Consider the following 13,990-nt stretch of genomic DNA (forward strand, 5'->3'; position numbering starts at 1 on the left):
CTCCGCAAAGGCAGCACAGTCCTTTTGAGAAGCGTTAGTCTTAAAAGTCATTGTCACCCGAATTTCTTGGAAACCATTTCGAATCTTTGCATTACCCATGAAGCCCCGGGGATCAAGGTCACCTTCAAGATTAATGGTTAATTTATCATAATGAAAGTTCTTTTGGGGAGCCAGTTTAGCCGCCGTAGCTTGAAGTGAAGCTCCGAGTGTACTCAATTCTAATTCCACTGGATTCATTCCGGTATTCGAGCCACCACCATTTTTTGGTTCATCAATGGTATAGTGTTGACCATGAGAATGTACGTCAACTTGTAACCTTTTTGCAGTCTTACGGGCTGCTGCATAATATTCCTTCATAATAACCTCTCCTTATTAATGGCTATAAGCGCTTACATTTTAATGACTTTAATTAAGCTACAGTATAAATTCGAACATCTGGATCCCCTGTCCAGGTTGGCTTTAGGCCCGGAAAAACATGTTTGGTAAACATATCGGATCTCAGGTAAGCCTGAGCGTGTTCAACACTATCAAAACCGTGCATGACTTGAACATCTTCATCCCGAACCAGCAATTGCTTGGTTTCAGCACCCGGGATCGTGTCTAGGAATGGTTGACGATAATCGTTGTAAACTTTGGCTGCGGCAGCCCGGTTCTTTTCTGGAACTACCATCGTAATTTGTAAATATGCTTTAACCGCCATTAAAAATTCCTCCTATCTCAATCATCTACATTTTTATGGTAGTCGCCTGCAACTGACAAAGATATGATTTCAAAAACGATTGAGCTACTAAAGAATTTTTGAGGAAGATAGCTAAACATAACAAAAGCCACCCGGCTGATGATTAAATCATCGACCAGGTGGCCTTTATTTTGAAATTAATTTTTATTAATTAGTCGGTTAACTTTCCGACTACTGGTAATCCCTTCAGTACCTTATCTCCATGGGGTGCCTTCTTCAAAGCTGCTGTCAAATCGACACCAGCAACATGGCCATGGTGCTTGCCTCCCTGCCAAGCAGCTTTAGCCGAAAGGTCATAGACGGTCCCATCTACCGCAACATAAGCTGGCTGACCATTTTGGCCATTGAATTTAGCAAGTTCATCCTTAGTAAATGTTTTTTCAACCATCATAAAACATCCCCTTCATTTTTCTACCTCCAGGATAGCATCCCACCTATGGTTCGTCAGCCTCTTCGACTAATTTTTAGCAAGGCCACCGAAGAAAATACAAGACCTTATCCTGCCAATCGGCGCATACCTTTTTTGCATATTTTATTTTCTTAAATTTTCATACCATTTAACATGCAAATCTTTTTCTTCTAACGTCACAATCGCTTATTATAAAGGAGAATTAACTTCCCTGGAGGTGGAACTCATGCAAAAATACGATTACATTATTCTCGGAACTGGTCCGGCTGGTTACCTACTTGCTCAAAAACTAGCCAAGACTGACAAGTCATTACTGGCCGTGGAGGGTGGCCTTTTTGGTGGCACCTGCCCAAACGTCGGGTGTGAACCCAAAATCTTTCTTTCCGGTGCTGTTCACACGGCTCTAGCCAGCCAGCAACTAGTTGGCCGTGGCATTGATCAGGCGGCTCAACTAGATTGGGACCAATTAATGAAAACTAAAAAGGCCCGCTTTGATGCTTGGCCAGCCGAAACCAAGGCAATTTATGAGAAAATGTGTGACGTGGCAGTTGGCTACGGAAAGTTCACTAGCCCGCACACAATTATGGTCAATGGTCAAGAATACCAGGGCGATAAGATCATCATTGCGACTGGTCACCGACCACACCAGATCAACATCCCAGGTAAGCAATATACCCACGATAGTACCGACGTCTTATCGCTTGCCCACCGTCCTGACCACGCCATTTTCATCGGTGGTGGTTACGTAGGAATCGAACTGGCAACCTTTCTAGCAGCGGCTGGTACCCAAGTAGAGTTCCTAATTCGGTCCGATCGAATTTTGCGGGGCTTCTACACGAAATATACCCAAGAAATGATTGCTATCTTGAAAAAGCGGGGTCTTAAGTTCCACTTCCACACCGAAGCTACTAAGGTTGAACAAACAAAAGCCGGTTATCTTGTAACCACCAACCATGGTGATCAATTAAAAACTAATTACGTAGTCGACGCCAGTGGTCGGGTCCCTAATCTTGAAAAGCTTGACTTAGCAGCTGCCGGTATCAATTACTCACGCAAGGGCATCGATGTCGACGACCATCTTCAGACCAATGTGTCCGGTGTTTATGCCATGGGTGATATCACCAGTCAGTCTTTACCTAAATTGACTACGGTGGCCGAACTCGATGCCGACTACCTCTACCGACAGTTTGAACAGGGTGAAACAACACCCCTGCACTACCCAACGATTGGTACTGCCGCTTTTGCCTTCCCGGAAATCGCCCAAGTTGGTGTTAATCCAGATCGGGCTAATGATAATCCTGCATATCATTGTGAAGAACACGATCTTTCTTACGGCAGTTTCTACGCCGGACTTAACGAACAGGATGCTAAATTGACTGTTGTTTACGATCAGGAGCACCGCCTTGTCGGGGCTAGTGAGATTGGTGCCACCGCCGCTGATGACATCAACAACCTCGTCCCCGTTATCGGCCTGCACGTCAACCACCATGACTGGCAACAGAATGTCTTGCCTATTTATCCGGCCTTAGCCGATAAAATCAGTGGATTACTGAAAAACTAAAACAAACGGCTGAGAAAGCAATCCTTCTCAGCCGTTTATTTTTAACTAGTCAACATAACGGTGGTAAGAGAATAGGGTTACCAGACAAAGAATGGTCAACAGGATAAAGGCATGCTGGGTTCCAACCGCCGTCGAAATGGCCTGAGCGGTATGCATACCTAACTGGCTAGCCGCAACAATAGTGGCTACAACCGAAGTCCCGATCGCTCCGGCAAATTGCTGCAGGGTGTTCATAATAGCGTTCCCCTGGGTGCTATTTTGTGAGCCAACCACCTTCAGGGCATCGGTCATGACGCTTCCCATGCACATGCCCATACCAGCCATGTAGAAGATGTAAACAAAGCTAATCCAAAAGTTATCCATGTGGCGACTGATCATAGTAAAGGTCACCAATGATAACAAGCACAACGTCATTCCAAACAGGATCGGCTTACGGGCCCCAAAACGGTCTAGGATTCGACCACCCAGCGGAGCGAAGATGGCCCCTGCGAAGCCCGCCGGCAGGACAATTAAGCCGGCGATCATCGAATCGTTACCATTGACTAATTGAATATAGTTAGGCAACAGAAAAGCAAAACCCAATGAAATAATTTGGGTTAAAAAGAACCCTAAAACGTGCCCCGCAAAGGAATGGTTACCGAACAGTGAGAGTTTCAAAACCGGTTGGGCAATCGTTAATGATCGCCAAATCAAACCGATCATCCCTAACAAGCCTAGTAAAAGCGAGCCACCAACACTCCAGCTCAGAAATGGTCGACTGCTCAGGTTGCTACAGCCGTTGACGAACCCGGTAAAGAGCGCCACGATTAGCAGCATACTCAACATATCTAGTCGTTGCTTCCTAATCGGTGACTTCTGCAGGATTCCCCACTGCCCCAAGCAAAACGAAAGAATCAGAAACGGGATCAAAATATAGAAGACCCACCGCCAGTTCAAACGACTAGCCACGATGCCACCAAAAGTTGGGCCAATAGCCGGAGCAATCCCAGTGATCAGGTTACCAATACCCATCATTAAACCTAATTTCGATGTTGGCACCTGTTCCATGATGATATTAAACATTAACGGCAGGGCGATCCCGGTACCGAAGCCCTGAATAGCTCGTCCTAACAAAAGCATGGGAAACGAAAGCGCACAGGCATCGATCACTACTCCGGTGATGAAAAACAGGTTGGCCACCGTGAAGAGCGTCTTAGTCTTAAAGGATGCCTTTAAAACCGCCGACATCGGCACCACAATGGCCACGACCAACAGGTAAATAGACGTCATCCACTGCACGGTATCAGTACTAATATGGTATTCCCGCATTAAGATCGGAAAGGTGACATTCATCGAGGTTTCGACGATCACCCCACAAAAAGACATCAACCCGGTAGCAATTACGGCTGCAATCACTTTACGTGGAATTTTTTCAGCAGTTGTCATTTTATTCCCCCCTACTAATGTGTATTAGCATTCGACGAAACAGTTGAACCTGATCAACACTGTAACCGTCCAACAGGTGTTGGTCATGATGTTGAATATAGCTCTGCACAATTGGTGCCAGTTTCTCACCCTTCGCAGTCAATTGAACAACCTTTTGACGACGATCGGTTGATGAACCGAAGCGCTTCACCAATTGATGATCGCTCATCCGTTTCAGGATCACTGTGATCGTGGAACGCCGGACGTTAAATTCAACCTCAAGGGCATGTTGATTCACCGTATGGGTGGAGTGACGGTTAATAAAATCAATTATCGCCATCTGGGTTCCAGTTAATCCATACTGATTGGCAAAACGGTTCAGGTCGTTATTGATAGTATTCATGGCACTTTTGATTAATTGCCCAATGTTCTTCATTAAAGTGTCACCCTCTTTTTTGTTAGCTGTCTAACAAACAATTATATGGCAATCTTTCAATTAGTCAACAGCAAAAAATTCCCCGGGAAATAATCCCGAGGAATTAACTGTTAATTATTTGCTAATCGGTGTCGAAGCCGTTTTAAAAAAAGCTGGGCAACGTTGGGAAGGGGCCGATCCTGGGCCCAGATCAAATTATTTTCATCCATCATTGTTGGGCTTAACGGGCGAAAGACTAAGCCACTTTCTGCGTTTGTCGTTACTAGACCAGCATAGGTCAGTGCTAAGCAAGCACCGGTTTTTACCAGCAGGCCCGCATTATAAAGCAGGTTATAATTTCCCGCAAAATGATACTGATTAATCAAATCACCAGCCCAGTCACGAAAAGTATCTTGGTGACGAGACTGAATTGAGGTCAGAAGTGGCCGCTTAACCAAGTCGGCAGGTTGCACGACTTTTTTAGCGGTTAAAGGATCATGCTGGCTCATCAAAACACCCCAATGATTCTGAGTTGGTAAGGCTAAAGATTCATAGTTGGTGAGATCCTCATGCCCCATGACGACCCCAAAGTCTAGGATTCCGCGATCCAATTTCCACCGAATCAGTTTGGCATCCCCACTCACGAGATTGACCCGCACTTCCGTGTATTCTCGCATGATGCTGGCTAAGGCATCCATCACCGGAGCGAGGGCATCACTCTCACCAGCTCCTATCTCAAGGGTTCCACTAACCATATCCCGTGCTTGCAGGTGATAAGTCGTTCGATCTACCAGGGTAATCACTTCTCGTGCGCGTTCAAACAAATAGGCACCTTCTTGAGTTAGTTTAATTCGACGGTGGCCACGTTCAAAAAGCGTTACCCCAAGTGCTTCTTCCAATTCTTTGATCTGCCGGGAAAGGGTTGGCTGGGAAACATGTAGCTTTTGGGCCGCATTGGAAATATTACCTTCATCAACGATACTAACAAAATAACGTAATACACGAATATCCATTGTTTACTTCCTTAGTATAACCTAAATGTATAATTAGCTAATTAATATAACACTATCATAAGCTGTTAAGCTAATATTAACAATACTCGCAAAGCATAACAACCTAATTGACTTAAGCATTTTACATCTAATCATAAGCTCCTAAAATTGGACACTAAAGGAAGTGTTTCACCTAATGCGTCATCAATTATTAATTGCTTTTGGCGTGCTCATCGTCGGCCTTGCCGCTCTTTTTTCATTTAATACCTGGCAACAGGCACGAGCCGCCAAACAGTTTGTCCAGTCCCCAACCCCAACCATCTTCGTCCACGGCTGGGGCAGTAGCGCTCACGCCGAAGAAAAAATGGCCGATGCTGCTCGTAACGCTGGGGTAACTAATACGATTGTTCGAGCTAATGTTGCTAGAAATGGTCAAGTTAGTTTCAACCAAACCATTCCGGCGCACGCAGTTAACCCGATCGTCGAAGTCAATCTAGCCGACAATAAGCTCAGCCACTATCAAAACAACTACGCTCAAGGCTATCATCACGGTGGCACCTATGTTAAAAACGTTGTCCTCGCCTTAGAACACCAACATCATTACCAAGCTATCAATCTGGTCGGCCATTCAATGGGTAACCTAGAAATCATCAACTACATCAACGACAATCGTCATAACCACCGGCTGCCACGGGTGGATCACCTAGTTGCCATCGCTGGCCATTACAACGGTTTCATCGGTCAAAGCGTGGCCACTGGCAATGTCAACCCCCGCACCGGTAAACCTAAACGTGAAGATCCAGGATTTAAGGAGTTAACCGACCTCCACCGAACCTTCCCAACCAATACCCGGGTACTAAACATTTACGGTGATAAGGGTGATGGCTCCCATTCCGACGGGGATGTTCCGGTTAACTCTGCCAAGACGCTCAAGTACCTCGTAACTCCGCGAGCCAAGTCCTACCGTGAAGTCGAGATTCATGGTAAAAACGCTCAGCACAGCAAGTTGCACAACAACGCCCAGGTTAATCGCGAATTAATTAATTTTCTCTGGGCTAAATAACCACATCATCCAAAAGGGACCCATCATGTGTATAAAGTGATAGGTTCTTCATTCCTTATTTTAGTGGATTTTGTCCACTATTATTCAAAAAATTAATCCCACAATGGGGCATGTACCATTTTGACGTGCGGTGTCGACTTATAGATAAATGGTTTCCCTTGACTAACAAAGCCAACCCGCCGGTAGAATCCCTGTACCTGTTGCTGAGACTCAATGGCGATTGGCCGATCAGGATAGTACTTCTTAATCGTGGTCATTACCTGGTTGAGAAGCTGGCCACCAACACCTTGACCGCGGACAGCCTTACTGGTAACCACTCGGCCAAAGGAAACCGTTTGTCCATCATCTAACAGAAATACCCGGGCATAAGCAACAATTTTACCGTTTTGGCCCGTTTTGAAAATGTGCAAGGCACGTAGGTCCCGACCATCAATTTCTTGGTAAATCCGCTTTTGAGCTACCACAAAAACGGCCGTCCGTAGCTGAAGAATCGCGTAGAGTTCCTTAGTTGTTAATTCGTCAAACTTCTTTACCTGCCACATCTTACTTGCCTCCGTTCTTGAAAATCAATCGATTAATCGTCATGATGCTTTTCCAGTACTGGTCCTGTTTCTTTGCCGAAAGGTCACTGATCAAGCCCTCAATCAACAAATTTGACTTTTGATTAATATCATCAAACACGTGCCAACCCTGGTCGGTTAAGCTAATGTTGATTGACCGCGAATCGGTCGGTGATGGCCGTTTAGCAATCAGGCCTTTGTCAGTTAGTCGCTTAATGATCCGACTAGCATAGCTTTTATCAAGCTGGAGTCGGTTAGCGACCGCCATTGGAGTCGCAAGGTGGTTAATCCCAACCTCTAACAAGATCCGCCCCTCCGGCCAAGTCAGATTCGTATCGAAGGTTCGTTTGTTTAAGACTCCTAAGACTTGAGTATAATGCCGATTAAACGCCCGAATCCGGTTAATCTGTTCCTCTGTTAGCATCGCGGTCCCTCCTTAATCAATTGTGACTATTATAATTAAAGTAGTTGCATTTATCCACTATATTCGTAAAAAAGTATTAAAAATCATATAATAACCGTACGGTACTGAATTCGTGAAGTAATAAAATTTAGAAAGAAGATTAATCAAAAATGTGGACGGTCCCATCACTAGGAACAATAATTTATCTGATCTTAGGCGGCATTGTTGCAGGAATCCTTTCCTCGGCAGCTTCTTTTGCATCGCTAGCTTCTTATCCATTGCTGCTCAGCGTGGGAGTTGCACCGGTCTACGCAAACGTTACGAATGACGCGGCATTAATCTGGAATAGTCTCGGTGCGGTCTTGGCTTCTTTGAAAGAATTGCATGGTCATTGGCATCAAGTGTTGAAATACGCAATTTTCACTGTCATTGGTTCCGTAATTGGCTGTTGTTTACTGCTAGCCTTCCCCGGGAAAGTCTTTGAACGTGTTGTCCCCTTCTTCATCCTCATTGCGGGTGCGATGATCTTAATTTCCGGTAAACACACTCCACATCCGGGACGCAAGCGACCACTTTGGCAAAAGAGCCTATACTTGCTTGCTTTAGTACTTACTGGTATTTACGCGGGCTACTTTGGCGCTGCCAGCGGGATTGTTGTTTTAGTTCTCTTGACTTATTTAATGGAACAGAACTTTTTGGTAACAAACGCCGTAAAGAATGCGGTGTGCGGCTTTACCAACTTAGTAGCTCTAATAATTTACGGTTTTGCATCCCGTATTTATTGGCTAGATGCACTTCCGATGGCCGTCGGAATGTTTGTTGGCGGTTATTTGGGGCCAATTGTCGTCCGATACATACCGGCAAAAATGGTGCGCTGGATTATTGCCATCTTAGCCGTGACCCAGGCACTAATTTACTTCAAACAAGCATATTTCTAAATATTAAAAAACGCCTGCCGTACGCAACAGACGCTGATTTATTGTTCTGCTGAAATGTTAAAGCAAGTGCTTTAGCAGCTTAATGATAAGCTTAATCAGCTTTTTCAGTTACCTTTTTGAGAGCGGCAACAATACAAATATAATGATGCAATGCGTTGGGAAGAACCTCCTCCCCACACACAGATTGAACACATGATTAAGATGTTCTGGTGTGCTTTATCATTGTATCATATTAGATAATCAGTTATAATATAGTTACAAATATAGTGATGCTGGTGTGCAAATTGGATCAGCTGATTACTTATCCGAGCCGGCAGGGTACCTGAAAAGGCGCCCTTTTTTTATGCGCAAAATTAAATCTATTTTAAAGCTTGATGAAATAATTCATCATGGCTACCCACTCTTACTAATCGTATTCGCGGATTAGTTTTGTGAGGCCTATATATTACCAATATATCAACCTTACCATCAGACAAATGATATTCGTAATTGCCATTATAATTACCACCACGATTATTAAGAATATGTGGATGATATGAATCATTGACTATACCATTAAAATGCAGTTGATTAAGTGTATTCATTAAATCTGGTATTAATTCAGGATGAGTATGTTTCAATTTTAAATAATCTTTTTTAAACTGCGGTTCAGGTTTTAATAAATACATCATTCTTTATCCAAATACTTTTTAAGATCATTGACATTATCAAATTCTGGAGAATCATCAGGAATAATGCCAAGCTCTTTGGCTTCTGCTTCTACAAGTGCTTTTTGTGTAGTTTTGGTTGGCACTTCCTTTTTAGTAAGAATTTCAAAAGGTACCTTTCTTTGAATAACTAATTGTCGAGCAGCCATATTAAAATATGCGTTAATACTAAGACCCATAGGCTTTAAAGCTTTATTTAATTGATTTTTTAAGTGATCATCAAGACGAATAGTAGTTGGACTTGTAGACATAACTATCACCCTTTCCTAACTAATTGTATATTATTATAACATACAATTAACATACAGTAACCAGCCCCATACTAGATTAGTGAACTACTCGGTCATCAATGATCAAGCTTCTGGGAATGCAAAATAGTTAGGATTAGTGAACCAATTCCAACTATGATTTCCATCAATCTCCCAGGAACATGGCAAACAATAATAGGCCCTAAGTGTTAGCAACTATCAAAAGCAGTACGTAAAACCAATAAATTGGCGCTTTAATAGCATAAACAATCCAAGAAACAGTATTAGCTAATGTCATTGCAACATTTTTAAGAGCATTGTTGACAGCAAATGTCCCCTGTTGATTAACCACTGTTAAAAAGGTTAATTCCAATACCTCGGCATTAAAAACCAGTTTTAGTGTTTTTATTAATTTCTGGGTAGTCGTCAGGGATGTATCTAGTTAGTCCAGGCCATAAATCCGCCAAAGAAGCTAATTTAAGTTCTACAACCCAGGCATGTTTAGGCTATTCACAAACATTAACCAAAGCTATTCCTACGTCTTCAGCAGATAGATAATCAGAATGTTCAACACCTTGTTTTGTCCGTCCAGCTCCAATCTCAAAGTTAGTTGCTCCTGCATGAGGTAAAAATACCGTTGTTCTAATTCCCAGAGGTAACAATTCTTGCTCCATTGCTTGGCCGAGTCCACGTAAAGCAAATTTACTACATGTATAAGCTGACACCCCCAGCTTGGCCAATTGTTCCGGTAATAGAAGAAGTCATAATAACCTGACCATCGTGCTGTTTAATCATTGTCGGAACCACATATTTAGTAAAGACATATGCGCTACGTACATTAGTCCTCATAATACGATCAAATTCATCCATTGTGGTATTTACAATAGTTTTCTTTACTCCAATTCCAGCATTATTATCTAAAACATCAATTCGTCAATTCGTCCAAAAGTATTAAGAGCTAGTTGAACTGTTTGCCTAGCAACCTGTTCATCTGCGGCATCTCCAGTTTGATAAACTACTTTGACGCCAAATTGGGTACACTCATCTGCCACTTTTTTCAAGTTATTTTCATGACGAGCATTCAAAACTAAATTACAACCTTCCTTAGCAAACGCTAAAGCAGTACCCTTACCAAAGCCAGATGAAGCACCAGTAATAATTGCTACTTTGCCATTCATATTTGCCATATACAGAACTTTCTTCCAATTATCAGTCTATTACTTAAACCGTGGTTTAGGTCAAGCAAGATTATAGGAAATTAATTATTCCCGGATTTACAATCTAAGTGCAACATCATAATTAAGCAAAAAGGCCATTAGCATCTAGTAACTAGGAAAAGAATGCTATAATATAAACGGAATAAATCTTGGAAGTTCACCAGATTTCAACCAAAAAAGCCTCCCGCTAGTGCAAGCAACGAGAGGCTTTTTTGTACAATGCCTAATTTTCGGTACGCACAATAATAGCTCATAATAACCATATTCACTAATTCCAGGGGAGAAAACATCAATGCAAAGATCTTATTTACGGTGGTGGCTTACCTTACTAACAACCTTCATACTGATGATCATTGTCGGTTTACCCAGCCAAGCTGCTAAGTTCCAGCAGCCACGCAACCAGGTGTATGCCGTCACTTACATCAACGCCACAGCCTACCAAACTAAACACCAATTGGCTTTCTTCAATGCTCACGGTCATGTTGCTTATGTGGCCGTGGAAGATTTTGATGCCAATGGGGATCTAATCGTTGACAACCAAGCTACTACAGCAGAACGCCGAGCGCCGCAATTAATCCATCATTATTTAACTCAGCCAGCCGCGCTCAACCATGCCGCCAGTCGTCAAGGCTTCACTGTGAAAGGCAATCACAGAGTTATCATCCATAATCAATTGATCAATAAATCAATTACTGGCAAGGTTGCCGTCAATAAACACGGTTTTACGATTTCTTATCCGACCAGTGCTAAGGTCCCCTCCACGGTCCAGTTCAAACTAGCCCCTGCCAAATATCAAAAAAAACAGCGATAACGATCACCATTTGATAATCGTTGCCGCTGCTTTTTATTATAAGAGGAATCAATGTGTAAGTTATCGTTAGTTCTTGGAAAGAAGCTCGACGCCCCAGCCATTCAGCTTCGGCGCTGCCTGCTTACCTGTCAACAAGTCATGGTAATTGGCCAAGCTTTTCGGCAAGAAGTGTTCAGCATTACTCATATTCAAAACAAAGTAGAGTTCCCGGCCATCAGTGGTGACACGTTTGGTAATCTCCAACGGTGTCTGTTTAGGAATCAGTGAGTGAATATTGGCGACCCTGATGATATAGTCAATCAGCTTGCTGAGGCCGGCGTGTTCAAGCCGACTCCCAATGTACCAAGCAGTCCCAAGGCCATATTGATTTTCGGTGAATGCCGCAGTACCAGCGTAAAATTCACTATCGTAGCTTGCTAGCACGTTCGCACCCTGGGGATGAATAAGATCACACATTAGGTGAGCATCATAATCTTGATCGCCAATCTTGACTTTGACACTCTGGCCGGGCAAAACGGCATCGCTCTCTTCAACCCAAACACCAGTAACGTCTTTCAGTGGTCCTGGATAGCCGCCCAGGTAAATATTGTCAGACGGGCCAACCATGCCTGACATGAAGGTGGTGACAAAATGCCCACCGGTCTGCACATACTTGTTAATCTTCTGACTTAAACCGGGTTTTACCATGTAAAGAACTGGAGCGACTACTAGGTCATATTGGCTGAAGTCATCGTCAACGCTGATCACATCGACTGGAATATTACGTTCATAGAACTGACGGTAATAATCCAGAATCAGCGGAACATACTTCAGATCCTGGGTGATCCCATCAACATACTCAAAGGACCAGAAGTTATTCCAGTCAAAGACTAAGGCTACCTTAGCCGGCGTTGTCGAATGCTGAATTGTTCGACCAACGCGCTTTAAATCATGCCCCAATTGAGCGACTTCTTTGAAGGCTCGCGTATCGGTTCGACCGGAGTGAGCAATTACCGCTCCGTGAAACTTTTCGGAGCCACCGCGGGCCTGCTTAAGCTGGAAGAACTGAACCGTATCCGCTCCATGCGCAACTGCTTGAAATTCAGTAGCTCGCATCTGCCCCGGTCGCTTCAGGGGGCTGTAGGGTTGCCAGTTAACCTGGGATGGTGTCGATTCCATAAGCATGAATGGCTGATGCTTAAGCGTTCGCATCAAGTCGTAAAGGAAAGCCGGGTGGTAGGTTGGCATATTATAAGCTGGATAACTATCGTAGGAAATAATATCCTGCTCCTTGGCCCATTTCTGATAATCAATCATCTTATTTGGTAAACTATGAAAATTGGTTGTCACTGGAATATTGGGCGAATACTGCTCAATTATCTTCTTTTCCATTTTAAAGAGGTCCAGCATTTGATCAGACTGGAAACGTAAGTAGTCTACTGATAAGCCGGCGACAGTTGTTTCCGTGCCTTCTGGTCCCCAGGCATCCCCGAGTTCATTTGGAACCACAATTTCGTCCCAGTCATGGATAGTATGAGACCAAACATTCATGTCCCAGGCTGCATTTAAGGCCTCAAGGGTCTGGTAGCGATTCTTCAGCCACTTGCGAAAAGCCCGGGCACAGTTGTCACAGTAGCAATTACCCCCGTACTCGTTGTTAACGTGCCAGGCGACAACATGCGGATTACTATGATAACGTTGCGCTAACTTTAAGACCAGTTCACGGGCAAGCCGACGATAGTTATCACTAGAGGGGCAGAAATTATGACGGGCCCCAAAGACGTGGCGACGACCTTGGTAGTCAACCCGGGCAACATCTGGATATTTCTTAAACATCCAGGCTGGCATAGCCGCGGTTGAGGTTGCTAAAACAATGTTAAAGTTAGCCGCCGAGAGATTATCAATGATCTTGTCTAGTTTAGAAAAATCATATTCCCCTTCTCGTGGTTCCAATAGTGACCAGGAAAAAACGTTGACGGTGGCGGAATTAATGTCTGCCTGCTTGAAAATCTTGATATCGTCTTTCCAAGTGTTTTCCGGCCATTGTTCTGGATTGTAATCACCACCGTATAAGAAATCGGGGATTCTTTTCTTCATCAAAAAACACTCTCCTCACTTAAAATCAACGTCTAATACTGGATCACCGTGTTGGACATGCTGACCAGGTTTCAAATTCTTCATAGCAATAACGCGGCGTGGCTCTGTAAAGAAGTTCACGATAATATCTTGATATCCGGCATTCTTAATCAGATCGCGGTCAAAGTCAAAGAGCAGCTGACCACGCTTGACTTTCTCACCATCAGTGTAATGAGCATTGAAGCCCTTACCCCGCATATTAACGGTACCAATTCCAATGTGAATAACCATGCCCAGTCCTTGGTCGGAAGTTATTCCGAAGGCGTGGCGAGTGCCAAAGGTAAAGTTAATCTGGCCATCAAACGGAGCATAGATCTTCCCTTCACTTGGTTCAATGGCAAAACCAGTGCCAGGGAACGGCCGACCATCGACATCTAGGACATCCTTCATTTCCTTTACCTGACCAGA

Annotated in this window: 19 protein-coding genes; 4 read left to right on the forward strand and 15 right to left on the reverse strand. The window is 43.7% G+C overall.

Annotation, left to right across the window (positions count from 1 at the left end; translation table 11 throughout):
* The 3 genes from ACEYV4_RS06645 to ACEYV4_RS06655 all read right to left on the reverse strand — a co-directional run.
* Positions 1 to 357: OsmC family protein (locus tag ACEYV4_RS06645; RefSeq protein ID WP_373842557.1), on the reverse strand; the 357-nt coding region annotated here is incomplete at its 3' end.
* Positions 358 to 409: 52 nt separating this feature from the next.
* Entirely contained in the window at positions 410 to 700 is a 291-nt protein-coding gene (locus ACEYV4_RS06650) for a hypothetical protein (RefSeq protein WP_373842558.1), read from the reverse strand.
* 190 nt (positions 701 to 890) lie between these two features.
* On the reverse strand, positions 891 to 1,130 hold the full coding sequence (locus ACEYV4_RS06655) for a cytochrome b5 domain-containing protein (RefSeq protein WP_373842559.1): 240 nt from the start codon (positions 1,128 to 1,130) through the stop codon (positions 891 to 893).
* A 244-nt stretch (positions 1,131 to 1,374) separates the two neighbouring features.
* On the opposite strand from ACEYV4_RS06655, the gene ACEYV4_RS06660 reads away from it, so the two are divergent.
* Entirely contained in the window at positions 1,375 to 2,709 is a 1,335-nt protein-coding gene (locus ACEYV4_RS06660; protein WP_373842560.1) for an NAD(P)/FAD-dependent oxidoreductase, read from the forward strand.
* 45 nt (positions 2,710 to 2,754) lie between these two features.
* On the opposite strand, the gene ACEYV4_RS06665 is transcribed toward ACEYV4_RS06660, so the two are convergent.
* The 3 genes from ACEYV4_RS06665 to ACEYV4_RS06675 all read right to left on the reverse strand — a co-directional run bounded on the left by ACEYV4_RS06665 (position 2,755) and on the right by ACEYV4_RS06675 (position 5,541).
* Entirely contained in the window at positions 2,755 to 4,134 is a 1,380-nt protein-coding gene (locus ACEYV4_RS06665; RefSeq protein ID WP_373842561.1) for an MFS transporter, read from the reverse strand.
* A gap of 1 nt (position 4,135) precedes the next feature.
* Positions 4,136 to 4,549 carry a MarR family winged helix-turn-helix transcriptional regulator gene (locus ACEYV4_RS06670; protein WP_373842562.1) on the reverse strand — a complete coding sequence of 138 codons (414 nt, stop codon included), beginning with the start codon at positions 4,547 to 4,549 and terminating at the stop codon, positions 4,136 to 4,138.
* Between the two features lie 110 nt (positions 4,550 to 4,659).
* A complete protein-coding gene (locus ACEYV4_RS06675) occupies positions 4,660 to 5,541 on the reverse strand; it encodes a LysR family transcriptional regulator (protein WP_373842563.1) in 882 nt (293 codons plus the stop codon).
* A gap of 175 nt (positions 5,542 to 5,716) precedes the next feature.
* Between ACEYV4_RS06675 and ACEYV4_RS06680 the strand changes: the two genes are divergently transcribed.
* On the forward strand, positions 5,717 to 6,583 hold the full coding sequence (locus tag ACEYV4_RS06680; RefSeq protein WP_373842564.1) for an alpha/beta hydrolase: 867 nt from the start codon (positions 5,717 to 5,719) through the stop codon (positions 6,581 to 6,583).
* 92 nt (positions 6,584 to 6,675) lie between these two features.
* On the opposite strand, the gene ACEYV4_RS06685 is transcribed toward ACEYV4_RS06680, so the two are convergent.
* Together ACEYV4_RS06685 and ACEYV4_RS06690 are read right to left on the reverse strand one after the other, a co-directional pair.
* Positions 6,676 to 7,125 (reverse strand): GNAT family N-acetyltransferase, encoded by a 450-nt coding sequence (locus tag ACEYV4_RS06685; protein WP_373842565.1) that lies wholly within the window; start codon positions 7,123 to 7,125, stop codon positions 6,676 to 6,678.
* A gap of 1 nt (position 7,126) precedes the next feature.
* Positions 7,127 to 7,567 carry a MarR family winged helix-turn-helix transcriptional regulator gene (locus tag ACEYV4_RS06690; RefSeq protein ID WP_373842566.1) on the reverse strand — a complete coding sequence of 147 codons (441 nt, stop codon included), beginning with the start codon at positions 7,565 to 7,567 and terminating at the stop codon, positions 7,127 to 7,129.
* Positions 7,568 to 7,716: 149 nt separating this feature from the next.
* Between ACEYV4_RS06690 and ACEYV4_RS06695 the strand changes: the two genes are divergently transcribed.
* Positions 7,717 to 8,484, forward strand: coding sequence for a sulfite exporter TauE/SafE family protein (locus tag ACEYV4_RS06695; protein ID WP_373842567.1), 768 nt, complete (start codon positions 7,717 to 7,719; stop codon positions 8,482 to 8,484).
* A gap of 359 nt (positions 8,485 to 8,843) precedes the next feature.
* Here the strand turns inward: ACEYV4_RS06695 and ACEYV4_RS06700 are convergent, their stop codons facing one another.
* From ACEYV4_RS06700 to ACEYV4_RS06720, 5 genes are all read right to left on the reverse strand, one after another.
* Entirely contained in the window at positions 8,844 to 9,152 is a 309-nt protein-coding gene (locus tag ACEYV4_RS06700) for a type II toxin-antitoxin system mRNA interferase toxin, RelE/StbE family (RefSeq protein ID WP_373842568.1), read from the reverse strand.
* The gene (locus ACEYV4_RS06705) at positions 9,152 to 9,442 is read right to left on the reverse strand and encodes a type II toxin-antitoxin system RelB/DinJ family antitoxin (RefSeq protein ID WP_373842569.1); all 291 of its coding nucleotides are present in this window, start codon (positions 9,440 to 9,442) and stop codon (positions 9,152 to 9,154) included. The genes ACEYV4_RS06700 and ACEYV4_RS06705 overlap by 1 nt, the downstream gene beginning before the upstream one ends.
* A 503-nt stretch (positions 9,443 to 9,945) precedes the next feature.
* Positions 9,946 to 10,113 (reverse strand): hypothetical protein, encoded by a 168-nt coding sequence (locus ACEYV4_RS06710; protein ID WP_373842570.1) that lies wholly within the window; start codon positions 10,111 to 10,113, stop codon positions 9,946 to 9,948.
* Between the two features lie 31 nt (positions 10,114 to 10,144).
* Complete coding sequence (locus ACEYV4_RS06715) at positions 10,145 to 10,309, reverse strand: SDR family NAD(P)-dependent oxidoreductase (protein WP_373842571.1); 165 nt, start codon at positions 10,307 to 10,309, stop codon at positions 10,145 to 10,147.
* A gap of 47 nt (positions 10,310 to 10,356) precedes the next feature.
* Positions 10,357 to 10,626, reverse strand: a complete 270-nt coding sequence (locus tag ACEYV4_RS06720; RefSeq protein ID WP_373842572.1) for an SDR family NAD(P)-dependent oxidoreductase — start codon at positions 10,624 to 10,626, stop codon at positions 10,357 to 10,359.
* A gap of 322 nt (positions 10,627 to 10,948) precedes the next feature.
* Here ACEYV4_RS06720 and ACEYV4_RS06725 point away from each other — a divergent pair, with 322 nt between their 5' ends.
* Positions 10,949 to 11,467, forward strand: a complete 519-nt coding sequence (locus tag ACEYV4_RS06725) for a hypothetical protein (protein ID WP_373842573.1) — start codon at positions 10,949 to 10,951, stop codon at positions 11,465 to 11,467.
* Positions 11,468 to 11,533: 66 nt separating this feature from the next.
* Here the strand turns inward: ACEYV4_RS06725 and ACEYV4_RS06730 are convergent, their stop codons facing one another.
* Both ACEYV4_RS06730 and ACEYV4_RS06735 read right to left on the reverse strand, forming a co-directional pair.
* Positions 11,534 to 13,543, reverse strand: a complete 2,010-nt coding sequence (locus tag ACEYV4_RS06730) for a beta-galactosidase (RefSeq protein ID WP_373842574.1) — start codon at positions 13,541 to 13,543, stop codon at positions 11,534 to 11,536.
* 15 nt (positions 13,544 to 13,558) lie between these two features.
* Positions 13,559 to 13,990 (reverse strand): PTS glucose transporter subunit IIA (locus ACEYV4_RS06735; protein WP_373842575.1); only part of this gene is annotated, 432 nt, incomplete at its 5' end.

The organism is Limosilactobacillus sp., from assembly GCF_041859915.1.
Classification (GTDB): domain Bacteria; phylum Bacillota; class Bacilli; order Lactobacillales; family Lactobacillaceae; genus Limosilactobacillus.